This window comes from Rhodococcus sp. NPDC076796, assembly GCF_040702765.1.
Lineage (GTDB): Bacteria > Actinomycetota > Actinomycetes > Mycobacteriales > Mycobacteriaceae > Rhodococcoides.
In genome coordinates this window covers 65707-90692 of record NZ_JBFBMS010000003.1, presented here as the reverse complement: position 1 = coordinate 90692, position 24986 = coordinate 65707, and the positions used below count along the sequence as shown (strand labels likewise).

Here is a 24986-nt window from a genome sequence, read left to right as displayed (position 1 = left end):
ACCTGCAATGCAGTGGGGTTAGCATCACTTCAAGTCGGGCGCAGGACTACCCGCCGAACCGAGGGAGCAAGCACACGTGTCCATCGCGTCGCACGAAGATGCCGCACGCAGCGCTCATGCGGCCTGGCAGAAGGCAGTGGCCGGTGTCCTGGCCAAATCTCGTCGGGTCGAGGTGGCCGATCTGCCCGCCGATGCCGAACATCTGCTCGATTCCACGACGTACGACGGGATCACCGTGTCCCCGCTGTACACCGCGTTCGACGAGCGACCGGAAGCTCCGCTGCCCGGGCAGTTTCCCTACCTGCGGGGCCGCGACCCCCACCGCGACGTCAACGCGGGATGGAAGGTGTGCACCCGCCACGGCTCGGTACGCGGCGCCGACGACGCGTCGATACTCAATACCCAGATACTCGATTCGCTCTCCAACGGCACCAGCGCCCTGTGGTTGACGGTCGGCGACGGTGGCGTCGACCCCACTGCTCTGCCGGAGGTTCTGCGTGGGGTGTTTCTCGAGCTCGCACCGCTGACGCTCGATGCGCGCGGGGACGCGTCCGCAGCGGCAGCCGCGGTGTTCGGGGTACTCGATTCGGCCGATATCGACGAGCGCGCCGCAGTCGACGTCCGGCTCGGCGTGTCCACTCTCACAGCGGGGTTGGGCGGAGCCGAGTCGATCGAGATGACCGAGGCGCTCGAGTTGGTTCGTGAGTCGATCGGTCGCGCCGAGACGGTTCGTGCGATCACGGTGGACGGCACCGTGTTCCACAATCTCGGTGGCGGCGACGCACAGGAGCTCGGCGCGGCGATCGCCGCAGGACTCGAGTATCTCCGGTCCATGACCGATGCCGGTATCGGCATCTCGGATGCCCTGCGACAGATCGAGTTCCGGTTCTCCGCCACCGACGACCAGTTCCAGACCATCGCCAAGTTCCGGGCCGCTCGCACGCTGTGGGCGCGGATCGCGCAGGTGTGCGGAGCTCCCGACGCCGGTGACGCTCCTCAGCATGCGGTGACCTCGGAAGCAATGATGTCGCAGCGGGATCCGTGGGTGAACATGCTGCGGACCACGCTGGCGTCGTTCGGAGCGGGAGTGGGCGGTGCCGATTCGGTGACCGTGCTCCCGTTCGATGCGGCACTCGGCGGCGGCGCAGCCGGGGTGTCGAAGACGTTCGCGGCCCGCATCGCCCGAAACACCCAGCTGCTGCTGCTCGAAGAAGCGCATCTCGGACGGGTCCTGGATCCGGGTGCCGGGTCCTGGTACATCGAAGAACTGACGGCAGCGGTCGCCGCGAAGGCCTGGGAGTTCTTCCAGACCATCGAAGCGTCGGGAGGATTCCGCGCCGCCGTCGACGACGGTTCGCTCGTGGCCGCGATCGAGAAGACCCGCGCCGAACGCGATTCCGACATCGCTCACCGAGTGACCCCGCTGACGGGCGTCAACGAATTTCCCAACCTGGCCGAGGCTCCGCTGAGTCCCGAACGAACCGCGCCGCAGGGGTCGACAACGGTGTATCGATACGGCCGGGCATTCGAGTCGCTGCGCGACCGGTCGGATGCCTACCTGGCCGAGCACGATTCGCGCCCCACAGTGCTCCTGGTGCCGCTGGGCAGCGTCGCCGAACACAACGTCCGAACGACATTCGCGTCGAACCTGCTGGCGTCGGGCGGTATCGAGGCGGTCAACCCCGGTCCCCTGACCGTCGACGGAATCGCCGGATCGGTCGAGACGTCCGGAGCTCGGATAGCCGTGGTGTGCGGCACCGACAAGCGATACACGGACGAGGCCGCCACTGCGGTGGACGCGCTCCGGGCAGCGGGCGTCACGCAGGTTCTGCTCGCCGGCCCCGAGAAGATATTCACCGGCATCGAGGGCACCTCGCGTCCCGATGGATTCCTGACCGCGAAAGTCGACGCCGTCGCAGTGCTGACCGAACTTCTCGACACCCTGGGAGCCTGAGATGAGCGAGCCTGACATGAACAACGACGAGCGCAGAATCTCGCACACCATCGGAAGTTTCGCCGAGGTGCCTTTGGTCGATCCCGACGAGCCGACCCCGACGCCGCCGTCGGCCGAGGACGTCACCGCCCATGTGCAGCAGGGTGCGAAGGCCAACTTCTACACGCCCGAGCAGGTGGTGTGGTCCACCCCCGAGGGCATCGACGTCAAGCCGGTGTTCACCGAGGCAGATCGTGCCGCCGCCGAGGCCGAGGGCTACCCGCTGCACAGCTACCCGGGCGCACCGCCGTTCCTGCGCGGCCCGTACCCCACGATGTACGTCAACCAGCCGTGGACGATCCGGCAGTACGCCGGCTTCTCGACGGCGGCCGAGTCCAACGCGTTCTATCGTCGGAACCTCGCGGCCGGCCAGAAGGGTCTGTCGGTGGCGTTCGACCTCGCCACTCACCGCGGCTACGACTCGGATCACCCCCGAGTGCAGGGTGACGTCGGAATGGCCGGAGTCGCCATCGATTCCATCTACGACATGCGGCAACTGTTCGACGGCATCGACCTGGGCAGCGTCTCGGTCTCGATGACCATGAACGGTGCGGTGCTGCCGATCCTGGCGCTGTACGTCGCGGCCGCCGAGGAGCAGGGCGTCGGGCCGGAGAAGCTCGCCGGCACCATCCAGAACGACATTCTCAAAGAGTTCATGGTGCGCAACACCTACATCTACCCGCCCAAGCCTTCGATGCGCATCATCTCGGACATCTTCGCGTACACCAGCGAGAAGATGCCCAAGTACAACTCGATCTCCATCTCCGGCTACCACATCCAAGAAGCCGGTGCCACAGCGGATCTCGAACTCGCGTACACCCTCGCGGACGGTGTCGAGTACATCCGGGCCGGTCTGGATGCGGGCATGGACATCGACACGTTCGCACCGCGACTGTCCTTCTTCTGGGCTATCGGAATGAACTTCTTCATGGAGGTTGCCAAGCTGCGTGCCGGGCGTCTGCTGTGGGCCGAGCTCGTCCAGCAGTTCGAGCCCAAAAGCGCCAAATCCCGATCACTGCGCACGCATTCGCAGACGTCGGGTTGGTCGTTGACGGCACAGGACGTGTTCAACAACGTCGCCCGCACCTGCGTGGAGGCGATGGCGGCCACCCAGGGCCACACCCAGTCGCTGCACACCAACGCCCTCGACGAGGCACTCGCCCTGCCGACCGACTTCTCGGCACGCATCGCCCGCAATACCCAGCTGCTCATCGCACAGGAGTCCAACACCGTGCGCCCGATCGACCCGTGGGGCGGCTCGCACTACGTCGAATGGCTCACCCATCAGCTTGCGAACCGGGCTCGGGCACACATCGCCGAGGTCGAGGAAGCAGGCGGCATGGCTCAGGCCATCGGCGAGGGCATCCCCAAGCTGCGCATCGAGGAGGCGGCGGCCCGCACCCAGGCGCGCATCGACTCCGGCCGTCAGCCCCTCGTCGGCGTCAACAAGTACGTGCCCGACGAGCCCGACACCATCGAGGTGCTCAAGGTCGAGAACTCCAAGGTTCGGCGCGAGCAGATCGAGAAGCTGGAGCGACTGCGAGCCGAGCGGGACACCGCCGAGGTCGAGGACGCCCTGGCGAACCTGACCAGAGCTGCGGCGTCGGACCAGCCGGGCATGGAGAACAACCTGCTGGCGCTCGCCATCGACGCGGCGCGCAAGATGGCCACCGTCGGCGAGATCTCCGACGCGCTCGAGAAGGTCTACGGGCGCCATCAGGCCGAAATCCGGACAATCAGTGGTGTGTACCGCGACGAGGCAGGCAAATCCGAGAACATCACCCGCGCCACCACGCTGGTCGAGCAGTTCGCCGAGGACGAGGGCCGTCGGCCTCGCGTCCTGGTGTGCAAGATGGGTCAGGACGGGCACGACCGCGGCCAGAAGGTCATCGCCACGGCGTTCGCGGACATCGGCTTCGACGTGGACGTCGGCCCGCTGTTCCAGACGCCCGAGGAAGTGGCCCGTCAGGCCGCCGACAACGACGTTCACGTCGTCGGAGTGTCGTCACTGGCAGCAGGCCATCTGACGCTGGTGCCCGCCTTGCGACAGGCCTTGGCCGACGTCGGGCGCGAGGACATCATGATCGTCGTCGGTGGCGTCATCCCGCCCGGCGATTTCGACGAGCTCTACGCGGCGGGCGCCGCGGCGATCTTCCCTCCGGGCACTGTGATCGCCGACGCGGCGATCGGGCTGGTGGAGAAGCTGTCCGTTGCGCTCGGACATGCACCACGCGAGGCCAACGCCTGAATATGAACTCTCCGAACAAGGGCCGCGCCATCGACATCGACGCGGTTGCCGAGTCGGTCCGAGCGAACGAACGATCCGGTCTGGCCCGTGCCATCACCCTGGTCGAGTCCACCCGCTCGGATCATCGTGACCTGGCTCAGCAGTTGCTGTTGCGGGTGTTGCCCGACGCAGGCGGCTCCCATCGGGTCGGCATCACCGGAGTGCCGGGCGTCGGCAAGTCGACGTTCATCGACGCGCTGGGGATGCGGTTGATCGAGAAGGGGCACCGGGTCGCGGTGCTCGCCGTCGATCCGTCGTCGACGCGTACCGGTGGTTCCATCCTGGGTGACAAGACCCGGATGTCGCGGCTCGCGGTGCAGGAGAACGCATACATTCGGCCGTCCCCGACGTCGGGAACTCTGGGCGGGGTCGCACGCGCGACGCGGGAGACGATCGTGCTCCTCGAAGCGGCAGGCTTCGACGTCATTCTGGTGGAGACGGTGGGCGTCGGGCAGTCCGAGGTGACGGTCGCGAACATGGTCGACTGCTTCACGTTCCTCACACTCGCGCGCACCGGAGATCAGTTGCAGGGCATCAAGAAGGGCGTTCTCGAGCTCGCCGATCTGGTGGCCGTCAACAAGGCCGACGGCAAGCACGCGACCGACGCGAAGAACGCGGCGCGGGAGTTGGCGGGGGCGCTGCGGCTGATCTACCCGCACGATGCGATCTGGAAGCCTCCGGTGTTGACCATGAGTGCCATCGAGGGCACCGGACTCGACGAGTACTGGGATACCGTGCTGCGGCACCAGCAAGTACTCAGCGACGCAGGCGAATTCGCGGAGAAGCGCCGCAAGCAGCAGGTCGATTGGACCTGGACGATGGTCAACGACCAACTGCTGCGCAGGCTGGCGCAGAATCCTTCCGTCAAGGCGATTCGCGGCGACGTCGAAGCCCGTGTGCGCGACGGTTCTCTGACGGCAGCGTTGGCCGCCCAGGAGCTACTCGACGCGTTCGATTCCTGACTCTGCTTGGTCCGCAGGGGTCGCGGGGTAGAGCCGGGCGGCGAGTGCTCCGACCCGTTCGATCAGTCGGTCGAAGAACGCCTCGGGATCGGTGTGCGTGACGATCGCCGCGTTGGGGGCCTTTCCCCACATTCCGCGCCAGTCCGCGACGGTCGTTCCGCGGGTGAGGGTTCCGACGAGTTCGACGTCGACGGTCGCATGTCGATACCTGGCTATGTCCGGTTGCACGGCCACCGCTGCCGCGAAGGGATCGTGCATGTGCGCCAGGAAACCCTGATCGTGATCGCGATGGAACTCCATGTAGAACCGCACCGCGTCGGAGAAGTGCCGAACGATCGGGTTCGACGCGATCGACCGAACACCCGGTGCGTCGTCGGTGGAGATCGACTCCACCGGAAGGCTTCCCGCTCGCGCGGCCAGCCGACGGATGTGCTCGGGGGTCATTTCGATGGTCTCGGTGACGTCGAGCGCGCAGACGATGGGATGCCGTTCCGGCGGTAGTCCCGAGAAGGCCGAGAACACTTCTGCGGCGGCCTCCGGGTCGACGGCGATGTTCCACTCGCTGGTCGGTGTCGTGTTGCCCTGGTGCTGAAATGCGCCGCCCATCAACACCAGTCGCTTCAGCAGTCGAGGTAGCTCGGGATCCCGACGGATCGCGAGAGCGAGATTGGTCAGCGGGCCGGTCACCAGCCCGGTGATCTCGCCCGGCCGCGAGCGAACCAGCTCCACCCACATCGTGGTGGCGTCCCGGTCGGACAGCGGCCGCGTCGACACCGGAAGCTCCGCGTAGCCGATGCCCTGCGGCCCGTGAGTGTCCTCGGTGGTCATCAGCGGTGCCACGAGGGGTACCTGTGCGCCGAGCGCGACCTCGACATCGTCTGCGCGGCACAGGTCGAGCCAGGCGAGATTGTTCGCGGCAACCTGGTTGACCGGGACGTTGCCCGCGGTGGATGCGATGCCGAGGATCTCGGCATCCTCGCTGGCCAGCAGGTACAGCAGCGCCAGAGAATCGTCGATTCCGGTGTCCACGTCGACGATCAAAGGGACGGTCATGACGCCACCTCTGTCGTCGGGGTATGCCGCACCGGGAAATTGACCGATCGCGCGATGAAGCACTTCGACGATGCGGACGCGTGCAGCTTCTCGGCGCGCGGCACCATCGACGGGTCGACGACGGTCACGACCGGAGCCAGTGCGACCTCGACGAACTGACCCGAACCATCGGATTGCTCGGTCATCACTCCGGTGGGGGAGTCGGTGTATTCGGTGACGACGACGCCCGATGCTGCAGCGAGCCCGAGGTACCACAGCATGTGGCAACTCGACAGTGAGGCGACGAGCATCTCCTCGGGATTCCAGCGTTCGGGATCGCCCCGAAAGCTCGGATCGGAGCTTGCGTGCAGGTCCGGCTTCCCGGGCGCCGAGACGATGTGATCGCGGTCGTAGGCTGCGGCGCCGGTGGTACCGACGCCGCGGTTGCCCGTCCAGTTCACCGTGAGTCCGTAGTTGCGGTTCGGCACGGGTCCATCGTGCCAGCACCTGTCCACAACGACGAACGGGATTTCAGTTCCGCTTGGCCCAGATCTCCATTCCGGCGGCGTTGAGACGATCGACGAGGACGTCGCCGATCGCGGTGGCGGGCGTGAGAACTCCGCTGGCCTTGGGCAGGGCATCGCCGCCGTGCACGAGCGCGAGTGCCGACTCCGCCAGCATGACCGCGGTGGCCTTGTAGCCGGGGTCACCCGACGCCTTGACCCGCGCCCGGTAGCGCGCGCCGGAGGTGGTGAGGGTGTACAGGTCGACCGTGAAATGTCCCTTCTCCCGGGCTTTTTCACTGGGGCCGGTGCCCGGCTTGGGCAGAATGCGGTCGAGCACCTTGCCCGGAAGCACCGTCATGGCGGACACACCGACGAACAGCCCCGCAGACAAGGCGCCGGCGAGGACGGGGCTGGCGAACGACGAGCCGACACTCATCACCTCGCTGTAGCGGAACTGCTTTCCGTAGGCCCAGTCGCGAAGTGCGTTGGTGCGCCGGACGACTCGTGTGTTGTACGAGGCCATCACGAACGGTGCTTTCCAGCCACGCAGGCTCGGGTCGATCTTCTTGCCGTCGATCAGCACGGTGTCGAGCTGACGGCCGAGCTGCGGCTCGAGGCCTCGGTCAGGACTGAGCGAGTACGGCCGCGCGGCGATGCGTCGGGCCCGCTTGTCCTTCTTCATCGCTTCGATCTGCCCGCGCAGCGAGTCGATGGTGCCGCCGCTGACCCCGCCGGACATCGACGTGACCACCAGGGTCGTGTCGGTCAGCTCACCGGCATTGTCCGCGGTCACTGCCTCGTACAGGGCGTGCACGCCGATGTCGGACGGAATGGAATCGAAGCCGCACGAGTGGACGATGCGAGCCCCGGTGCGCTGAGCGATCTCGTGGTTGGTGTCGATGCTCTCGCGAGCGAACAGTACCTCGCCCGTGAGGTCGACGTAATCCGTCCCGGCCTCGGCACACGCGGTTGCCAATTCCAAGCCGTACTTGGCGTAGGGACCGACGGTCGTGATGACGACCTTGGTCGATCGGGCCATGGCCTCGAGCGATGCGACGTCGGTGGCGTCGGCCTCGAGTACGGACCACTGCTGAGCCCTCGAGCCCAGATCCTTCCGCGCAGCTTCCACCCGCGACCTCGAGCGCCCTGCGAGGGCGATCCGGGTGTCGGCCGGTGCGTGCTCGGCGAGGTACTTGGCCGTCAATTTCCCGACGAAGCCGGTGACGCCGTAGACGACGATGTCGTGAGTGCGATCGGGGCCGATGGTCGAGTCGGATGCAGGCGAGTTCATATCAGCGACACTAACGCGGGTCACCCCGGCGAGTCGACGCGCCGTCAGTTCGTCCAGGTGTGCACGGGTTCTCCGGCATTCATGAGGGTGACGTAATCACCGAGCATTCCGGCGAGCGCGCGATCGCGCTTCTCACCGGCGCGTTCACGGGCGACGACGGCGTTGCGCTGCCACACCGAGCCGGACTGCTTGGCCAGGCACCGAGCTTCGATCACCCCGAGATATCGGTCGCGGACGGTTGCGTCCACGCCGTAGGCGGCCAACCCGGCGTCGGCCAGTGGCAGCAGCCGACGCAACACCAGTTCCTGCGGACTCACCCAGCCCACCTCGGGCCAGTAGAGCATCGAGTCGAACCCGCCGCGGGCGGCGGAGTGCACGTTCTCCTCGGCTGCGTCGAACGACATCTGGGACCACAGCGGGCGGTCGGCGTCGGCCAGCGCGCGCACGGTGCCGTAGTAGAACGCCGCGTCGGCGAGAGTGTCGACCACCGACGGTCCGGCCGGGAGTACGCGATTCTCGAGCCGGATGTGGTGGCCGTCGCCGGACCGATCGTAGATCGGCCGATTCCACCGGTAGACGGTTCCGTTGTGCATGCGCAGTTCGGACAGCGACGGCGTTTGCCCCTCCGCGAGCGCAGCCTTGGGGTCCTCCTCGCTGCAGACGGGCAGCAACGCAGGGAAGTAGCGCGAATTCTCCTCGAACAGATCGAAGATCGAGGTGATCCACCGTTCGCCGAACCACACCCGCGGTCGGACACCCTGATTCTTGAGCTCCTGCGGCCGGGTGTCGGTGGCCTGCTCGAACAGCGGAATGCGAGTCTCGTGCCACAGCGCGCGACCGGCGAAGAACGGCGAGTTGGCGGCGAGTGCCACTTGTACTCCCGAAAGAGCTTGCGCTGCATTCCAATACGACGCAAAATCGTCCGGAGCCACCTGCAGATGCAGCTGAACCGAGGTGCAGGCTGCCTCCGGGAGGATCGTGTCGGTCACGATGTCGAGGTCCTCGGCGGCAGCGGCACCGGGCAGCCGAACTCCGCCGATCTTCAGTTCGATGTCCTCACCGCGCGCGGCGAAGATCTGCTGATTGAGCAGGTCGTACCGCGGATTCGCCGAGAGCCATCGGTGCTCGAAGTGCTTCTCGTCCAGAGTCGGGAGCATGCCGATCATGGCGAGACGACTACCCGAGGTGCGGGCGCGTTCGTCCGCTGCGTTGAGTGATCTGCGCAGGTCCGTCTCCAATTCGGCGATCGAGGCACCGCGCAGTGGCCGAGGGTCGACGTTGATCTCGATGTTGAACTGGCCGAGCTCGGTCTGATAGTCGGGGTCGGCGATGGCGTCGAGCACCGCTGCGTTGGCCATCGACGGCTCCATGTCGTCGTCGACGAGATTCAGCTCGATTTCCATGCCGATCTGCGGTTCGCCGACGTGGAAGGTCTCGTCGGCCAACATGATCGCCAGCGCGTCGAGACAGTCCTGGACTTTCTGGCGAAACTCGTGCCGGTCCTGCCTGGTGAACTTACGGCGCTCGACGTCCTCGCCCATGGTGACCGCCTATCGGTGCGTGAAGAAGGGCCGTCCGCTCGCGCGCAACGACTTCGGCCTACGAGTATCGCAGTCCGCGTTCGCCGAGGGGGACGCACGCGAAAATCACCAGGGTGACGGCTGATAGTCCTTGAGGAAGGAGCCGTACAGATCGATTCCGAGTTCTCCCTGCACAATCGGGTCGTACACCCGAGCGGCACCGTCCACCAGGTCGAGAGGAGCGTGGAAACCCTCGTCGGCGAGCCGCATCTTGGTGGGGTGTGGCCGCTCGTCGGTGATCCAACCGGTGTCGACGGCGGTCATCAGGATCCCGCTGTCGAGCATCTCCTTCGCGCTGGTGCGCGTCAGCATGTTCAGCGCGGCCTTGGCCATGTTGGTGTGGGGATGACCCGGCCCCTTGTAGGCGCGGCCGAACTGGCCCTCCATGGCCGAGACGTTCACGACGTACTTTCGTCGCGCCTCCGAGGCTTCCATCGCGGTGCGGAGCCGCGAGACCAGGATGAAGGGTGCGACGGAATTGCAGAGCTGCACCTCGAGCAGTTCCACCGGGTCCACCTGCTCGACGGTGTGGATCCAGCTGTTGGTCTCGGCCAGATCGGGCACCAGGCCGCCTGCATCGATGGCGAGCCCGCTCTCGATCCTCTCGGCCGTGACCGAACCGGCGACCATGGCCAGCGAGGCAACGTCGTCGGCACTCAGAGCAGCGGTCGACCTGTCGCCGATCGGGGTGGCAGGCAACGAGCTCGCCAGCGACGCGGGGTGCGCATCGCTGGTCTTGCCGAACGTGATGCGCTCCGGTCCTGAGCCCTCGGTCAGGGCCGCAGGCAGAGGTTCGGCCTCGGCGTCGGCCAGAGCGCTGTAGGAACCGGGGGAGCGCTTGACGGTCTGTGCGGCATTGTTGATCAGGATGTCCAGAGGACCCTCGGCCGCGACCGAATCGGCAAGTGCCACAACCTGAGCCGGGTCGCGAAGATCGATACCGACGACGCGCAGACGATGCAGCCACCGGTCGCTGTCGTCCATCGCCGCGAAGCGCCGCACGGCATCGTTGGGAAAACGAGTGGTGATCGTGGTGTGGGCACCGTCGCGGAGCAGTCGAAGTGCGATGTACATGCCGATCTTCGCCCGCCCACCGGTCAGCAACGCCCGCCGGCCGGACAGGTCGGTTCGAGCGTTCCGCTTGCCGCGATTGAGCGTCGCGCACTCCGGGCACAGCTGGTGATAGAACGAGTCGACGTGGGTGTAGCGCTGCTTGCAGATGTAGCAGGGACGTGCCTTGATCAGCGTGCCTGCGATGTCTCCCTCGGCGCGGGAGGTGAGGGACAGTCCTGCTGTCTCGTCGTCGATCCGGTCCGGGGATCCTGTCGCGGTGGCGGCGACGACGGCACGGTCGGCCGCGTTGACGGCATTGCGCGCGGCGACGCGTCGAGCACGCTTGAGGTCTTTGAACATGGCACCGGACGCGCGCTGCACAGCGATCGAATCCGGATGATTCTTGTCCAGCTCTGCGGCCTGCTTCAGCACTCGCAGGCACGTCTCGAGATCGGTCGGGTCGATCGCGTCCATCGTCGGTCTCCTAGCATCGGCCCCTTCGAGCCGAAAGAAGCGAGTGCAGAACGAAAAAGACCCCGATTCCGAAGAATCAGGGTCCGTTTCGTCTGTCTCAACTCAGATCTGTGAAAATCTCTGTCTGGCTACATCTTTCAGACGGTGTCCGAGGGGGGACTTGAACCCCCACGTCCGTTAATAGGACACTAGCACCTCAAGCTAGCGCGTCTGCCATTCCGCCACTCGGACAAGTGCGACCTCTGCCGCATATTCTTTTGTTGCTTTCACAGCCGGCCGCTGTGTGCTGCGTAAGATTATCCGACGGGTTCCCGATAACCCAAATCCCCACGTCAGTTCATGCTCGAGGCCGTTTCTCATGGTGCCCGGAGCGGATTCTGGTGGTAGGAACGACGTGTGCCCAACGATGTGAGCAATCCCGGAAACACAACCGATATCGACGCCACCGTTGCCCTCGACGAAGTCGTGGATCTCGTCAGTTCCCTCATCCGTTTCGACACCTCGAACACGGGGGAGCTCGACACCACGGTCGGTGAGAAGGAATGCGCCGAGTGGGTGGCGAGCAAGCTCGAGGAGGTGGGGTACGAAACGGAGTACGTCGAGTCCGGTGCCCCCGGTCGCGGCAACGTGTTCGCCTGGCTGCGCGGAGCGGACTCCTCTCGCGGCGCGCTGCTGGTCCACGGACACCTGGACGTCGTGCCTGCCGAACCGGCCGACTGGAGCGTGCATCCGTTCTCCGGGGCCGTCGAGGACGGGTACGTGTGGGGCCGGGGCGCGGTGGACATGAAGGACATGGTCGGCATGGCCCTCGCGCTGGCCCGCCAGTTCAAGTCCAACGGAACCGTCCCACCCCGCGACATTCTGTTCGCGTTCCTGGCCGACGAGGAGGCAGGTGGCAAGTACGGATCGCACTGGTTGGTCGACAACCGACCGGATCTGTTCGAGGGCGTCACCGAAGCGGTCGGCGAGGTCGGCGGGTTCTCACTGACCGTCGCCCGCCCGGACGGCACCGAGAAGCGGCTCTACATGGTCGAGACGGCGGAGAAGAGCCTGGCGTGGATGCGCCTGACGGCGAAGGCGCGAGCGGGGCACGGATCGTTCCTGCACGACGACAACGCCGTGACGTATCTCGCCGAGGCCGTGGCCAAACTGGGCAATCACACGTTCCCGTTGGTGCTCACGGAATCGGTCTCGCAATTTCTGCAGGCGGTCTCGGAGGAATCGGGGCTCGATTTCGACCCGACGTCACCGGACATCGACGGCACCCTGCTCAAGCTCGGCAGCATCGCCCGCATCGTCGGAGCGACCCTGCGCGACACCGCGAACCCGACGATGCTCTCGGCCGGCTACAAGGCCAATGTGATTCCGCAGACGGCGACAGCAGTGGTGGACTGCCGAGTGTTGCCGGGGCGGCAGGCGGCCTTCGAGAAGGAGGTCGACGAGCTGATCGGCCCGAACGTCGAACGCGAGTGGATCACGAAACTAGAACCGTACGAGACCACCTTCGACGGCGATCTCGTCGATGCGATGAACGACGCAGTCCTGGCACACGACCCGAACGGTCGAACCGTTCCCTACATGCTCTCCGGTGGCACCGACGCAAAAGCATTCGCGCGCATCGGTATTCGCTGCTTCGGCTTCGCCCCGTTGAAGTTGCCGCCGGAACTGGATTTCGCGGCGTTGTTTCACGGCATCGACGAACGAGTACCCGTGGAATCGTTGGAGTTCGGTACACAGGTACTCGAACACTTCTTGCTGCACAGCTGATACGAAAGGAACCATCGTGGCGTACAACCCATACGACTCGCTTCCGGACCTACCGTCCTTCGAGTTGACGTCCGAGGACGTCGAGGACGGCAAGACACTGGCCGCTCAGCAGGTCAGTGGAATCATGGGAGCCGGTGGGCACGACAACTCTCCGCAGCTGTCCTGGTCCGGATTCCCCGAGGGCACCAAGAGCTTCGCTGTCACCGTCTACGACCCCGACGCGCCGACGGCATCCGGCTTCTGGCACTGGGCAGTGGCGAACATCCCCGTCGAGACGACATCACTGGTGTCCGGCGCGGGCGACGACGGCGGGACCGGGGTACCCAGCACCGCGGTGACGCTCAAGAACGACGCAGGCCTGTTCCGCTACATCGGTGCTGCACCGCCCGCAGGCCACGGCCCGCACCGCTACTTCATCGTGGTTCACGCGGTGGACGTCGAACGGCTCGAAGTGGACGAGACGGCCACCCCGGCGTACCTCGGCTTCAATCTGTTCTCGCACGCCATCGGTCGCGCGGTCCTCACCGGCATCTACGAGGCCTGAGCCCCACGTGCGCGTTTTGCGTAGCTGGAGCTACGCAAAACGCGCACAAGAGGGTCACGGCCTGTTGGCCGAGCCCACCGCATCGGCGATCGTGGCGAACCCGTGTTGCTCGAGCCGAGCGGCCAGTCCGCGGTGAATGTTCTTGATCCACAGCGGGCCGCCGTAGATGAAACCGGTGTAGCCCTGCACCAGCGACGCGCCCGCGGTGATGCGTTCCCATGCCTGCGCTTCGGTCTCGATTCCGCCGACCGAGATCAGCGTCAGACGCGTACCCACTCGGCTGTACAGGCGTCGCAGCACCTCGAGCGAGCGGTCGGCCAGCGGAGCACCGGACAGGCCGCCTGCTCCTGCTGCGGTGACCACGTCGGCGTCGGTGCGCAGACCGGCGCGGGAGATCGTCGTGTTCGTGGCCACGATCCCGTCGAGACCGAGTTCGACGGCCAGATCGGCTACCGCGTCGATGTCCTCGTCGGACAGATCGGGGGCGATCTTGACCAGTACCGGCACCGTCACCACCGACTGAACCGCCACCAGAATCGGCCGCAGCGATTCCACGGCCTGGAGGTCACGCAGTCCAGGGGTGTTGGGGGAGCTGACGTTGACGACCACGAAGTCGGCCAACGGGCCCAGCAGCCGGGCGCTGGCGGTGTAGTCCGCGGCAGCACCGTCCGGCTCGACGATCTTGGTCTTGCCGATGTTGGCACCGATCGGGATACCCGTGCGCCTGGCACGGACGCGCTGAGCAGCGTGCTCGGCGCCGTGGTTGTTGAAACCCATGCGGTTGACGATGGCGCGGTCCGGAGGCAACCGGAACAGTCGCGGAGTCGGATTGCCCGGCTGGCTCTGCGCGGTCACGGTGCCGATCTCGGCGAAACCGAATCCGATCGGCGCCCACGCATCGATTCCGTCGGCGTTCTTGTCGAAGCCGGCCGCGAGACCGAGGGGAGCCGGGAAGTCGACGCCGAACACCGTCGAGCGCAGCCGTGGATTATCGACCACGAACATCTTCTCGGCCAGATAGCGGAGCGGAGGCACGACGGCGACGGCGCGGAGCACCGCGAACGCCAGGTGGTGAATCCTCTCCGGTGGCACGAGGAACATCAGGCGCAACAGGACGCGGTACAGACGGTCTCCCACGGTCTTCTCTCCGGTCGATCTGGCTCGGTCGAACACATGCGGTGGTTTCGACGATCGTGCGGTCAGAACAGTACTGCGAGTCGCTCAGATTCCCGGCTCAGGGATGTGATGCGCGGTCTTCTTGCGTTTGAGCAGCACACGCCTGCTGCCATCGGTGTAGAGGCGAACCCGCGACAGTTCCCAGCCGCCGAACTCCGCCTGAATCGCCAGACGCATCGAGGCCGTCACACGGGTCACATCCGGCGGCAGCCGCAACGGCACGTACTCCCAATCGTCGGACGGCGACACTTCCCATCCGACGGGCATCTTCGCGCGGCCAGGTGCCGAACTCTCGTGTGCGTTCACATGCCTCCTTGCCATTCCACCGAAGTCAGCGACCCGCAGCGGGGATGCGCTGCAGACCGTCACCGGTTGCCGATCCCACGTACAGGTCGCCGGTGTCGGCGTCGACGGCAACCGAATTGGGCTGCCGCACAGTGGCCAACCTCCTGGCCTCGACCGGAATTCCGGTATCGAGTGTGTACCCGACCACCTCGTTGAGAGCGGGTAGCGTCACCCATGCGACACCGGATTGCTCATCGTAGGCGATCGCCCACGGCTGCGACCCGACCGGAAACCGTTGGCGCATCAGCAGATCGTGCGAGGTGAAGACGAGCAACTCGGTCCCGGTCGAATCGGTGACCAGCAGGCGACCGAACTCGTCGCTGGTCATCTCCGCGGCACCTTCGCCTGCGCGCAAGGCCACTCCGAGGGTGCCGTCGTCCAGATCCAGGTCGGTCACCGACGTCTGACGACGATCCAGAACCGAGACACCGTTCGGTGTACTGGCCAGAGAATCGGCAGAGGTCACGCTGCCGCCGGAGACCGTGGCGGTGACCTGACCGTTCGTATCGAACACGCGGACCGCTCCGGTGTCGTCCCCGACGGCCGTCGTGCCGTCGGGCAGGTCTGCTGCGGACAGTGCATCTGCGTCGACCGTCAGGTCGGTGCGCTGTCCGTCCGCCACTGCGATTCTCGCGACGGCACCGTCCATGGGGACCAGGACGGTCGAGTCCCGTCCGGCGACGAGTTCTGCGCCCGTGGAACCCAGGTCGACCACGCGGGTCTCGGCCGTGGCTGCGTCGCGGACCAGGGTCACCGTTGTGGATGCGTCGGTCAGCGCCACCAGGGTGCGGGTGGCGGGGTCGAAGGTGAGGGCATCCACGGGCGCGAATGCGCTGACGGTGCCGGCGGGGGTCACGGTCGCCTCGGGGGACTCCGCCGGCGGTCGGGGTTCGACCGAGATGTCGTCGGCGTCCTCGTCGTCGCTGGAACACCCGCCGATCGACAGGACTGTGACGACGGCGAGCGCGGACGCGACTGCCGCCCGAATCGAACGAGCCGACGGTGTTCGCATGAGGCCGAACCTACTTCCTCGAGAAGACGCTGCCTGTGGAGGCGCTGCCACATCTGTACCAGCGTGCGGCGATCTCGGCGAAATCGACCGCGCCGGATCGGTTGTCGTCCGGTTGCGTCCGAAGAAGCGGTAGCGTGTTCGTCCGGGGTGAGTGCACGACATGGGAGTGGACGTGGGAACCGAGGAATCACACTTCGTCGTCGAGGAAGTGAACGCGGGAACGCATCCGAACGGCTTCGGACGCACCGACGACGGCCGGGCGTTCGCGTTTCGGGTGCACCGAAGCACCTTGTACGTGGAGATATACCGCGCCGATGTGCAATCTCCGGTACCGGACCGGTCCGAGGTCGAAGCGGTTGCCGAGCATTCGGTCACCGAGGTCGATCTGACGGACGAGCGCAGCATCGTCGGTGTGGTGCGTGATGCGGTCGCCCATGCGCAGCAGCTGTCCGATGCGTCACAGCGGGACACCACAGCGGTGCGGGCCTTCTTCAACCGGGTCAATTCCGTGCTGGAGGGTTTCTGACACGGTGGGGAACCACCAGCTGTTCGCCGGTGTCGGGATGATCGAACACGTCGACGGGGTGTCGGTACACCCGGGCCAGCCTTTCGGCGGTCAGAACGTCCCGCGGCGGACCGGTTGCGATCAGCTCACCCGAGTCCAGGATCGCGACGCGGTCGGCGTAGGCCGCCGCGAGGCCGAGATCGTGCAGTACGACGACCACGGCACGGCCCGCGGCGGCGAGTGAACGCACCACGGCCATCACCGACTCCTGATGTCCGAGGTCGAGTGCTGCAGTGGGCTCGTCCAGCATGATCGTCGCGGTGTCCTGGGCGATGACGCGCGCCAACGCGACCCGGGCCTGCTCGCCGCCGGAGAGCGATGCGAACGGTCGATGCGAGAACTCCGCTACGTCGCACGCGGACATGGCTGCGGCGACGCGGTCGTCGTCGTTGCGTGACGCCGACGTACCGACCCAGGGGGCTCGGCCCATCCGGACGATCTGGCCGGCGGTGAACGCGAATCCGACGCTGTGTTGCTGAGGCAGCACAGCGCGTCGCCTGGCCACGTCCACCGTGCGGATGCGGGTCAGCGGTTCGTCGCCCAGCCGAACCGATCCGGCGCTGGGCTCGGTGTCTCCGGCCAGGACCGACAGCAGCGTCGATTTACCAGCGCCGTTGGGGCCCACCAACGCCAGTATCTCGCCGGCCACCACGTCGAGGTGGACGTCGGACAACACCGTCGCCTCCCCGCGCCGTGCGGAGACTCCGCGGGCGACGAGGGTGCTCGAGCCTGGTTCAGGGATGACCGGGATGTCCCGGCGCGCTGTGCGGATACGCATCGTCACGCCCAGCCGCCCTGGCGAGCACGGGTACGGCGGAGCAGCCAGAAGAAGAACGGGGCACCCGCCAGCGAGGTCACCATGCCGAGCGGCAGATCGACGTTCGCGACGAGGGTTCGCGTGACGACATCGGCAGCGAGCAGCACGACGGCCCCGGCGAGGGCGCTGGACGGAATGAGCAGTCGATGCGCGGGGCCGAGCACCATCCGCATGGCGTGCGGAACCACCAGACCCACGAACAGGATGATTCCGGTGAACGCGACCCCGGACGCAACGAGCAGGGCGACGACGACGATGGCGAACTGTCTGAGTCGTTCGACGTTCACTCCCAGATGGCGTGCGACGTTCTCACCGAGCGCGAGCAGGTCGAGCCGGCGGGCGATCGCCAGTGAGGCTCCGATCCCGAGCAACGCGAGCGGGCCGACCACGGCCACCGACTGCCAGGTAGCGCCCGCGAGCGACCCCAGTTGCCAGAACACGATCTGATCGCGGGCGGCGGGACTGGCGACGAAAGTGAAGAACGCGATGACACCGCCGGCGAAGGCATTGACTGCGACGCCGGTGAGGATCAGCGTCACCACCTCGGTGCGGCCTGCGTTGCGAGCGAGGAAATACACGGCGATCGTGGTGACGAGCCCGCCGAGGAATGCGGCGAACGCGACACTCCCGACTCCGGCGAAGCTGCCACCGAGCACGATGACCGAGCTGGCACCGACAGCAGCGCCCGAGGAGACCCCGACGACGCCCGGCTCGGCCAATGGATTGGCGAACACCCCCTGGAGCAACGCACCCGCGCAGCCAAGACACGCGCCGACGACGATTGCCAGCGTCAGCCGCGGGAATCGGACCTGCCACAGCGTCACTTCGCCGCTGGGATGTGCCGGCATCGGGCCCATGTCGAGTCCCACCCGATGTGCGAGGCTGCCCAGTACTTCCAGCGGAGTCGTCGGCACCTGCCCCACGACCGCCGAGATCAAAGCCAGGACCACCAGCGCCACAACCAGGGCTCCGAATGTGGCAAGTACCCGTCCTCGGCCCGCGCGTGGTTCGGCGAGTGTGCTGTCGGTCATGACGCCGGGTCGTAGACGGCCTTCGACAGTGCGCCCAACACCTTTCCGGTGTTCGGGCCGAAACTGAGGATGGTCCCGTCGTCCATGTCCACCACCCGGCGTTCGTTGCCTGCGGGGGTCTGAGCGATTCCGGGGATCTGCTCGAGCCCCTCGATTCCGCCGATAGATTCCAGGCCCTTGGTCATCATCAGAATGACGTCGGGTGCTGCGGCGATCAACGCTTCGCTGGTGACCGGCACGAATTGCTCGGTCAGACCCGATTCGACACCGGCGTCCTTCGCACCGAGAGCCTCGATCAGTGCATCCGCTCCCGAACCGGGCCCGGCGAGCATCTTGATCGCGGGCCCGCGCATGTACAGAAACGCGATCTTCAGCGGTTCGGTGGATTCGGGTGTGTCGTTCGCTGCCGCCGATATCTCGGTGTTCGTTCGTTCGGCGAGGGCAGCACCGGCGTCGGGCACACCCAGGGCGGCCGCCACGGCCTCGATCTGGGTGGCGACGCCGGCCAGAGTGCGGGTGGGATCGAAGTACACGACGGGAATGCCCGCGGCTCGGATCTGATCCTGCACAGCGCGTGGACCGATGCTGGTATCGGTCAGGACGACGGTCGGCGACAGCGCCAGAATTCCTTCGGCGCTCAGAGAATGGCCGGTCGGGGTGACATCGGGCACGTTCTCGGCCGCGGGAAATGCAGCAGAGGTGTCACGCCCGACGAGGTTGTCACCGAGTCCGAGCGCGAAGACGGTCTCGGCCAGCGTGCCGTACTGGTCGGCAGCGACGATGCGGCTGTTGTCCGTCACCGTGACGGCGACGCCGTCGAATCCGGTCACTGTCACGGGCAGTACCGCGGCCGGATCGTCGGTGACGGGTTCCGGATTCGGATCGTCGACGACGGCGGTGCGGGGACCGACGGAATCCGAGGGTCCTACGCCGGGGGTGTTCGCCGAGCAGGCGACCAGGAGTCCGGCGACGAGGAGCACGGCGGCGAGACGGTTGACGGTCACAACGGAAGGTTAGCCTGTCCGATGTTTGTGGGTGGTCAGGCGCTGACGTCGTCCAGGGCCGACGCGATCGCGGGCGGCAGCTCGAGTTCCTCGGCCATCAGTGCGCCCATCAATTGCGCGAGGTCCCGCGCGCCCACGATGGCGCTGCTCACTCCGGGTCGGTCCCGAGCCCATGCGAGTGCGACGACCAGGGGAGAGGTGGCCAGCCCGTCGGCGGCGGTGACCGCAGCGTCGACGATGCTGACCGCAGAATCGGTCAGGTACGTCAGCACGGACTCCGCGTGCACCTCGTCGGCGCCGCGGGAGTCGGCCGGGATTCCGTTGCGGTACTTACCTGTCAGCACGCCGCCGGCCAGGGGAATCGCGGCGAGGACACCGATGCCGTGGTGGTCTGCGGCGGGAATCAGCTCGTCCTCGATGCCGCGTGCGAGCAGTGAGTACTCGGCCTGAGTGGCCACGATGTGTCCGGTACCGGCTGCGCCTGCCGCCGTCGCCAGTTGCCAGCCGAGGTATCCGCGGGCTCCGGTGTAGCGGACCCGCCCGCTGGTCACGGCGTAGTCGAGCGTGGCGGCGACCTCGTCGACCGGAGTCATCGGGTCCCACGTCGCCACCTGCCACAGGTCGAGGTAGTCGGTTCCCAGTTCGCGCAGCGTGGCGTCGAGTTGGCCGAGCAGTCCGCGCCTCGAGCAGTCCACGTGATAGCGGCCGTAGCGCGAACTCAGCCCCGCTGCGCTGCTGATCACCAATTCGTGCCGCGGGACCACGTCGTCGAGCAACTCGGCGAGCACTCGTTGCGCGCGTCCGTCCCCGTACGCCGGAGACGTGTCCACGAGCGTGCCGCCGGCCTCGGCGAACGCCGACAACTGTGCTGCGGCGTCGTCACCGTCGGTTCCGCTACCCCATCCGAGGGTGCCGAGGCCGAGTCTGGAGACTCGAAGTCCGCTGGTGCCGACCGATCTCTGCTTCATATGTGCCGAATGTCCTTTTACGTGTGATCGTCGGTGTCGAACTGCACTGCCGCCAGTGCACAGTAGTGCGCCGCGCCGCTCGGTGCGTACGTGCCGCGCCGGGTACGGTCGTGCCCGTGAATCGCGAATTCAGGGGGCAGGCCAGCGGCCGCGCATCGATAGTGAACCGTCCATCGACACCGATCTCGGAGGGTGGAGCCGCATGATCGACATGACCTGGCTGCAGGCGATCATCCTCGGCGCGGTGCAGGGCCTGACCGAATTCCTGCCGATCTCCTCGTCCGGGCACCTGCGCATCGTCTCCAGTGTGTTCTGGAACGAGGACGCCGGTGCCTCCTTCACTGCGGTGACGCAGCTCGGCACCGAAGCCGCTGTGCTGCTGTTCTTCTGGCGAGACATCGTCAGAATCGTCAAGGCCTGGTTCGTCGGCCTCAAGCACAAGGACGAGCGCGGACTCGACTACCGCATGGGGTGGTACGTGATCATCGCCACCATTCCCATCGGCGTTCTCGGCCTGCTGTTCAAGGACCAGATCCGAACCGGTGCCCGAAACCTGTACCTCATCGCGTTCATGTTGATCGCGTTCGCCGTCGTCATCGCGATCGCGGAGAAGGTGGGTCGGAAGGAACGTCCGATCGAGAAGTTGACCACCCGCGACGGCATCGTGATGGGTCTGGCGCAGTGTCTCGCGCTGATCCCCGGCGTGTCCCGTTCCGGGGCGACGACCAGCGCCGGCCTGTTCCTCGGGCTCGAACGCGAGGCAGCAGTGCGATTCTCGTTCCTGCTCGCCATTCCTGCGGTCACCGCCTCCGGTCTCTTCTCGCTGCCCGACGCCTTCGAGCCGGTCGGCTCGGGACTGGCCGCGTCGGGCCCGCAGCTGCTGGTGGCCACGATCATCGCCTTCGGGCTCGGCTACGCCTCGATCGCCTGGCTGCTGAAGTTCGTCGCGAACCACTCGCTGTACTGGTTCGTGGGCTATCGCATCGTGCTGGGTGTCCTGGTGCTCGGTCTGCTGGCCGGCGGGGTCGTATCTGCAACGTAGGTACACCCTCATTAGGCTCGATGCAATGACAGTCATCTTGCTTCGGCACGGCCGCTCGACGTCGAATACCGCGGGCACTCTCGCGGGTCGAAGCGCCGGCGTCGAGCTCGACGATCGTGGGCGTGAGCAGGCGCAGGCGGTCGCGGATCGTCTCGGTGAGCTGCCGGTCGCGGAGATCGTTCGCTCGCCGTTGCTGCGGTGCGAGCAGACGGTCGAGCCGTTGGCTGCCAAGCTCGGCCTCACTCCGATGGTCGAGGATCGGTTGGTGGAGGTCGACTACGGGCAGTGGACCGGCCGGGCGATCAAGGAGTTGCTGGCCGAGCCGCTGTGGAAGGTGGTCCAGCAGCATCCGTCGGCTGCGGTGTTCCCGGAGGGCGAGGGCTTGGCGACGGTGCAGCAACGCGCGGTGCAGGCGGTGCGCGAGCACGACGCCCGGTTGGCCGCGCAGCACGGTCGCGACGTGTTGTGGGTGGCGTGCTCGCACGGTGACGTGATCAAGTCGGTGCTCTCGGACGCGATGGGTGCCCACCTCGATTCCTTCCAGCGCATCGTTGCCGACCCGGCATCGATCAGCGTCGTTCGCTACACCTCGACGCGTCCTTTCGTGCTGCGGACCAACGACACCGGGTCCGATCTGAGTGCGTTCGTACCGAAGGCCGAGGAGCCCAGCACGTCGGAATCGGGCAACGCGGACTCTTCCGACGCGGTCGTCGGTGGTGGGGCAGGCCGCTAGAGCACCGATTCGGCGCTGACACCCCGATCGGTGGCAGGCTGGAGGGCAAGCAATACCGTCCATGGTCGATCTGTGGCCGATAATGAAAGTTCCGAGAATTGCTTCGCGGAGCTGTTCGAGTCGTTAGGAGGTGCAATGCCGCGCGCCATACACGTTTTTCGCACCCCTGATCGTTTCGTTGCCGGGACCGTTGGGGAACCGGGCGACCGAACGTTCTTCCTGCAGGCGGTGCACGACGCCCGCGTGGTGTCGGTTGCGCTGGAGAAGCAGCAGGTCCAGGTACTCGCAGACAGGATGGGGCTGCTGCTCGAAGAAGTGCACCGCCGCTTCGGAGCCGACGTTCCGGCCGAGGAGACCGATCCGGTCGACACCAGTCCGTTGCTGACTCCGATCGACACCGAGTTCCGCGTCGGAACGATGGGGCTCGGCTGGGATGCCGATGCCAACGCCGTCGTGGTGGAACTTCTCGCCGTCAGCGAGGTCGAGGTGGACGAATCGGTCGTTCTCGACGACACCGACGAGGGCCCCGATGCCGTTCGTGTGTTCCTCACTCCGGTGCAGGCCCGCGAATTCGCGGTGCGGTCCGAGCGCGTCATCGCAGCGGGCCGCGCGCCGTGCCCGCTGTGCGGACAGCCATTGGCTCCCGAGGGACACGTCTGCATCAGGACCAACGGCTACCGCCGCGGTGCGACGTTCGGACCGGTGACCGAGGTCGACGAGTCTTGACCGTCGAACTGCCGCCGTTCGAGGGCCGCGAAACCATGGAGACCGGCGACCTGACCGTCGTCGGTCGGGTGGTGTCGGCCAGCAACGCCACGCTGGTGTGCGAGGCGGGCGAGGGCGAGACGGCCGTGCGGTGCGTGTACAAACCCGTTCGCGGGGAAGTGCCGCTCTGGGACTTTCCGGACGGCACTCTCGCGGGCCGCGAGGTGGCGTCGTACGAAATTTCCGAGGCCCTCGGCTGGGGCGTCATTCCGCCGACGGTGCTGCGCGACGGGCCGTTCGGTCCCGGCATGGTGCAGAAGTGGATCGACACGCCCGATGATCACGCCGAGGGACGCGTCGACCTCGTTGATATCTGCCGTCCCGATCTCGTTCCGGCGGGATGGATTCCGGTCCTGCAGGCGTACGACGGCGAGGGCGAGGAGATCGCGCTGATCCACGCCGACGATCCGCGGCTGCAGCGGATGGCGGTTCTCGACGTGATCCTCAACAATGCCGATCGCAAGGGCGGGCACGCGCTCGAAGGTCTCGACGGATACGTGTACGGAGTGGATCACGGTATCTGCCTGCACTCCGAAAACAAGTTGCGCACGGTGCTGTGGGGGTGGGCAGGCCAGGCGGTCGACGACGCGTTGATGACCGACGTGGTGCGGTTCGTCGAGACCTTCGACGCAGTCACCGCTCCACGATTGGTCGACAAGATCACACTGACCGAAACGGTCGCGGTTCTCGACCGGGCACAGGAGCTGATCGCCCGCCCCGTCATGCCGGAACCTCGCTCGAGCAGACCCATACCCTGGCCCGCCTTCTGATCGGGCTCGGATAGGCTCGGCTGCATGCATTCTTGGTCGAGCCCGGAGATCCCGACAATCCCAGGACAGGGTCCAGCGCTTCGATTGTTCGACACCGCAGACCGCCAGGTCCGTCCCGTCACCCCCGGTTCGACGGCTCGGATGTACGTCTGCGGAATCACCCCGTACGACGCCACCCACCTGGGGCACGCGGCGACGTATCTTACGTTCGACCTGATCTACCGGCTGTGGCTGGACGCGGGCACGGACGTGCACTACGTGCAGAACGTCACCGATGTCGACGATCCACTGTTCGAGCGCGCCGACCGCGACGGCGAGGACTGGCGCGATCTGGGAGCTCGTGAGATCGAGCTCTTCCGCGCAGACATGGAAGCGCTCCGGGTGCTGCCTCCGCGCGACTACATCGGCGCCGTCGAGTCCGTCGACGAGGTCGTCGAACTGGTGGAGAAGCTGGTCGCGGCCGGTGCGGCGTACGTCGTCGACGACGCCGAATACCCGGATGTGTACTTCCGTGCCGATGCCACCGAGCAATTCGGCTACGAGTCCGGCTACGACCGCGCCACGATGGACACGTTCTTCGCCGAGCGCGGGGGCGACCCCGATCGGGTCGGTAAGCGGGATCCACTCGATGCGTTGCTCTGGCGCGCGGTGCGGCCGGGCGAGCCGTCGTGGCCGTCGCCGTGGGGTCCGGGCCGGCCCGGGTGGCACATCGAATGCGCAGCCATCGCGCTCAACCGCATCGGTACCGCCTTCGACATCCAGGGCGGTGGAAGCGATCTCATCTTCCCGCACCACGAATTCTCGGCCGCCCACGCCGAGGCGGCGACCGGTGATCCGCGTTTCGCGCGCCACTACGTGCATACCGGAATGATCGGGCTCGACGGCGAGAAGATGTCCAAGAGCCGCGGCAATCTGGTGTTCGTCTCGAAACTTCGTGCCGAGAATGTGGATTCGGGTGCCGTTCGGCTCGGTCTGCTCGCCGGGCACTACCGGCAGGATCGGCCGTGGTCCGACGAGGTTCTCGAACGGGCTCATACCCGGCTCGCACTGTGGCGCCGGGCGGCGGCGCTCGAGAGCGCGGCGTCGGCCGAGGATGTGATCAATCGGTTGCGGCAGCATCTGGCGGACGATCTGGACACCCCGAAGGCCCTCGATGCGCTCGACGCGTGGGCGAGTTTCGCGGTCGAACGCGGCGGATCGGATGCGGGCGCACCCGGTGCTTTCGCCGATGCGGTCGACGCGTTGCTCGGCGTGCCGCTGCGCTGATCG

At 66.5% G+C, this 24986-nt stretch carries 23 protein-coding genes and 1 tRNA gene; 11 read left to right on the top strand and 13 right to left on the bottom strand.

All coding sequences use genetic code 11. From position 1 onward, the window contains the following. The first annotated feature begins 76 nt into the window (after positions 1-76). The 3 genes from mutA to meaB are packed head-to-tail and all read left to right on the top strand — an operon-like array spanning position 77 to position 5242. Complete coding sequence (gene mutA / locus AB0366_RS10615; protein WP_366243931.1) at positions 77-1954, top strand: methylmalonyl-CoA mutase small subunit; 1878 nt, start codon at positions 77-79, stop codon at positions 1952-1954. A gap of 16 nt (positions 1955-1970) precedes the next feature. Further along, the gene (gene scpA / locus AB0366_RS10610) at positions 1971-4241 is read left to right on the top strand and encodes a methylmalonyl-CoA mutase (protein WP_366244396.1); all 2271 of its coding nucleotides are present in this window, start codon (positions 1971-1973) and stop codon (positions 4239-4241) included. A gap of 2 nt (positions 4242-4243) precedes the next feature. After that, positions 4244-5242 carry a methylmalonyl Co-A mutase-associated GTPase MeaB gene (meaB, locus tag AB0366_RS10605; protein ID WP_366243929.1) on the top strand — a complete coding sequence of 333 codons (999 nt, stop codon included), beginning with the start codon at positions 4244-4246 and terminating at the stop codon, positions 5240-5242. Here the strand turns inward: meaB and AB0366_RS10600 are convergent. From AB0366_RS10600 to AB0366_RS10575, 6 genes are all read right to left on the bottom strand, one after another. Beyond that, on the bottom strand, positions 5219-6295 hold the full coding sequence (locus tag AB0366_RS10600) for a nucleoside hydrolase (RefSeq protein WP_366243928.1): 1077 nt from the start codon (positions 6293-6295) through the stop codon (positions 5219-5221). The genes meaB and AB0366_RS10600 overlap by 24 nt on opposite strands. Continuing rightward, a complete protein-coding gene (locus tag AB0366_RS10595) occupies positions 6292-6762 on the bottom strand; it encodes an OsmC family protein (protein ID WP_366243927.1) in 471 nt (156 codons plus the stop codon). Before AB0366_RS10595 ends, AB0366_RS10600 begins: the two co-directional genes overlap by 4 nt. Before the next feature lie 43 nt (positions 6763-6805). Further along, positions 6806-8071, bottom strand: coding sequence for a saccharopine dehydrogenase NADP-binding domain-containing protein (locus AB0366_RS10590; protein ID WP_366243926.1), 1266 nt, complete (start codon positions 8069-8071; stop codon positions 6806-6808). A gap of 44 nt (positions 8072-8115) precedes the next feature. Next, on the bottom strand, positions 8116-9612 hold the full coding sequence (locus AB0366_RS10585; RefSeq protein WP_366243924.1) for a glutamate-cysteine ligase family protein: 1497 nt from the start codon (positions 9610-9612) through the stop codon (positions 8116-8118). 105 nt (positions 9613-9717) lie between these two features. Then, on the bottom strand, positions 9718-11178 hold the full coding sequence (locus AB0366_RS10580; RefSeq protein ID WP_366243923.1) for an SDR family NAD(P)-dependent oxidoreductase: 1461 nt from the start codon (positions 11176-11178) through the stop codon (positions 9718-9720). Between the two features lie 145 nt (positions 11179-11323). Beyond that, positions 11324-11409, bottom strand: a tRNA-Leu gene (locus tag AB0366_RS10575). A gap of 204 nt (positions 11410-11613) precedes the next feature. Here AB0366_RS10575 and AB0366_RS10570 point away from each other — a divergent pair. Then, positions 11614-12945: a M20/M25/M40 family metallo-hydrolase gene (locus AB0366_RS10570; RefSeq protein WP_082898618.1), complete on the top strand. Its 1332-nt coding sequence runs from the start codon at positions 11614-11616 to the stop codon at positions 12943-12945. Between the two features lie 16 nt (positions 12946-12961). After that, complete coding sequence (locus tag AB0366_RS10565; RefSeq protein ID WP_032398050.1) at positions 12962-13489, top strand: YbhB/YbcL family Raf kinase inhibitor-like protein; 528 nt, start codon at positions 12962-12964, stop codon at positions 13487-13489. A 54-nt stretch (positions 13490-13543) separates the two neighbouring features. On the opposite strand, the gene AB0366_RS10560 is transcribed toward AB0366_RS10565, so the two are convergent. The 3 genes from AB0366_RS10560 to AB0366_RS10550 form a co-directional block, all read right to left on the bottom strand. Beyond that, positions 13544-14614, bottom strand: coding sequence for a quinone-dependent dihydroorotate dehydrogenase (locus AB0366_RS10560; RefSeq protein WP_366244395.1), 1071 nt, complete (start codon positions 14612-14614; stop codon positions 13544-13546). Between the two features lie 96 nt (positions 14615-14710). Continuing rightward, on the bottom strand, positions 14711-14986 hold the full coding sequence (locus tag AB0366_RS10555; RefSeq protein WP_121869895.1) for a DUF5703 family protein: 276 nt from the start codon (positions 14984-14986) through the stop codon (positions 14711-14713). A 10-nt stretch (positions 14987-14996) separates the two neighbouring features. Beyond that, positions 14997-16022: a hypothetical protein gene (locus AB0366_RS10550; RefSeq protein ID WP_366243922.1), complete on the bottom strand. Its 1026-nt coding sequence runs from the start codon at positions 16020-16022 to the stop codon at positions 14997-14999. A gap of 160 nt (positions 16023-16182) precedes the next feature. Between AB0366_RS10550 and AB0366_RS10545 the strand changes: the two genes are divergently transcribed. Then, entirely contained in the window at positions 16183-16548 is a 366-nt protein-coding gene (locus AB0366_RS10545) for a hypothetical protein (RefSeq protein ID WP_121872415.1), read from the top strand. Here AB0366_RS10545 and AB0366_RS10540 read toward each other — a convergent pair. Genes AB0366_RS10540 through AB0366_RS10525 form a run of 4 tightly spaced genes read right to left on the bottom strand, consistent with a single transcriptional unit; the run spans position 16523 to position 20407 of the window. Further along, complete coding sequence (locus AB0366_RS10540) at positions 16523-17365, bottom strand: heme ABC transporter ATP-binding protein (protein WP_366244394.1); 843 nt, start codon at positions 17363-17365, stop codon at positions 16523-16525. The genes AB0366_RS10545 and AB0366_RS10540 overlap by 26 nt on opposite strands. A gap of 2 nt (positions 17366-17367) precedes the next feature. After that, entirely contained in the window at positions 17368-18435 is a 1068-nt protein-coding gene (locus AB0366_RS10535) for an iron ABC transporter permease (RefSeq protein ID WP_366243921.1), read from the bottom strand. Beyond that, positions 18432-19439, bottom strand: a complete 1008-nt coding sequence (locus AB0366_RS10530) for an ABC transporter substrate-binding protein (RefSeq protein ID WP_366243920.1) — start codon at positions 19437-19439, stop codon at positions 18432-18434. The genes AB0366_RS10535 and AB0366_RS10530 overlap by 4 nt, the downstream gene beginning before the upstream one ends. 35 nt (positions 19440-19474) lie before the next feature. Further along, the gene (locus AB0366_RS10525) at positions 19475-20407 is read right to left on the bottom strand and encodes an aldo/keto reductase (RefSeq protein WP_121869890.1); all 933 of its coding nucleotides are present in this window, start codon (positions 20405-20407) and stop codon (positions 19475-19477) included. Positions 20408-20609: 202 nt separating this feature from the next. On the opposite strand from AB0366_RS10525, the gene AB0366_RS10520 reads away from it, so the two are divergent. From AB0366_RS10520 to mshC, 5 genes are all read left to right on the top strand, one after another. After that, positions 20610-21449, top strand: a complete 840-nt coding sequence (locus AB0366_RS10520; RefSeq protein ID WP_366243919.1) for an undecaprenyl-diphosphate phosphatase — start codon at positions 20610-20612, stop codon at positions 21447-21449. Between the two features lie 25 nt (positions 21450-21474). Next, positions 21475-22182 (top strand): histidine phosphatase family protein, encoded by a 708-nt coding sequence (locus tag AB0366_RS10515; protein ID WP_366243917.1) that lies wholly within the window; start codon positions 21475-21477, stop codon positions 22180-22182. Between the two features lie 135 nt (positions 22183-22317). Further along, positions 22318-22908, top strand: a complete 591-nt coding sequence (locus AB0366_RS10510) for a DUF3090 domain-containing protein (RefSeq protein ID WP_037189325.1) — start codon at positions 22318-22320, stop codon at positions 22906-22908. A gap of 35 nt (positions 22909-22943) precedes the next feature. Next, entirely contained in the window at positions 22944-23717 is a 774-nt protein-coding gene (locus AB0366_RS10505; RefSeq protein ID WP_187298586.1) for an SCO1664 family protein, read from the top strand. 24 nt (positions 23718-23741) lie between these two features. Further along, positions 23742-24983, top strand: a complete 1242-nt coding sequence (mshC, locus tag AB0366_RS10500; protein WP_366243916.1) for a cysteine--1-D-myo-inosityl 2-amino-2-deoxy-alpha-D-glucopyranoside ligase — start codon at positions 23742-23744, stop codon at positions 24981-24983. Positions 24984-24986 lie beyond the last annotated feature (3 nt).

Bases quoted from the DNA above. Each gene is read 5' to 3' on its own strand.
- AB0366_RS10520 (WP_366243919.1), top strand. From the start codon at position 20,610: ATGATCGACATGACCTGGCTGCAGGCGATCATCCTCGGCGCGGTGCAG.
- AB0366_RS10550 (WP_366243922.1), bottom strand. From the start codon at position 16,022: ATGCGAACACCGTCGGCTCGTTCGATTCGGGCGGCAGTCGCGTCCGCG.
- meaB (WP_366243929.1), top strand. From the start codon at position 4,244: ATGAACTCTCCGAACAAGGGCCGCGCCATCGACATCGACGCGGTTGCC.
- AB0366_RS10525 (WP_121869890.1), bottom strand. From the start codon at position 20,407: ATGAAGCAGAGATCGGTCGGCACCAGCGGACTTCGAGTCTCCAGACTC.
- AB0366_RS10580 (WP_366243923.1), bottom strand. From the start codon at position 11,178: ATGGACGCGATCGACCCGACCGATCTCGAGACGTGCCTGCGAGTGCTG.
- AB0366_RS10545 (WP_121872415.1), top strand. From the start codon at position 16,183: ATGGGAGTGGACGTGGGAACCGAGGAATCACACTTCGTCGTCGAGGAA.
- AB0366_RS10600 (WP_366243928.1), bottom strand. From the start codon at position 6,295: ATGACCGTCCCTTTGATCGTCGACGTGGACACCGGAATCGACGATTCT.
- AB0366_RS10590 (WP_366243926.1), bottom strand. From the start codon at position 8,071: ATGAACTCGCCTGCATCCGACTCGACCATCGGCCCCGATCGCACTCAC.
- AB0366_RS10555 (WP_121869895.1), bottom strand. From the start codon at position 14,986: ATGGCAAGGAGGCATGTGAACGCACACGAGAGTTCGGCACCTGGCCGC.
- AB0366_RS10505 (WP_187298586.1), top strand. From the start codon at position 22,944: ATGGAGACCGGCGACCTGACCGTCGTCGGTCGGGTGGTGTCGGCCAGC.
- AB0366_RS10510 (WP_037189325.1), top strand. From the start codon at position 22,318: ATGCCGCGCGCCATACACGTTTTTCGCACCCCTGATCGTTTCGTTGCC.
- scpA (WP_366244396.1), top strand. From the start codon at position 1,971: ATGAACAACGACGAGCGCAGAATCTCGCACACCATCGGAAGTTTCGCC.
- AB0366_RS10535 (WP_366243921.1), bottom strand. From the start codon at position 18,435: ATGACCGACAGCACACTCGCCGAACCACGCGCGGGCCGAGGACGGGTA.
- mshC (WP_366243916.1), top strand. From the start codon at position 23,742: ATGCATTCTTGGTCGAGCCCGGAGATCCCGACAATCCCAGGACAGGGT.
- AB0366_RS10585 (WP_366243924.1), bottom strand. From the start codon at position 9,612: ATGGGCGAGGACGTCGAGCGCCGTAAGTTCACCAGGCAGGACCGGCAC.
- AB0366_RS10540 (WP_366244394.1), bottom strand. From the start codon at position 17,365: ATGCGTATCCGCACAGCGCGCCGGGACATCCCGGTCATCCCTGAACCA.
- AB0366_RS10515 (WP_366243917.1), top strand. From the start codon at position 21,475: ATGACAGTCATCTTGCTTCGGCACGGCCGCTCGACGTCGAATACCGCG.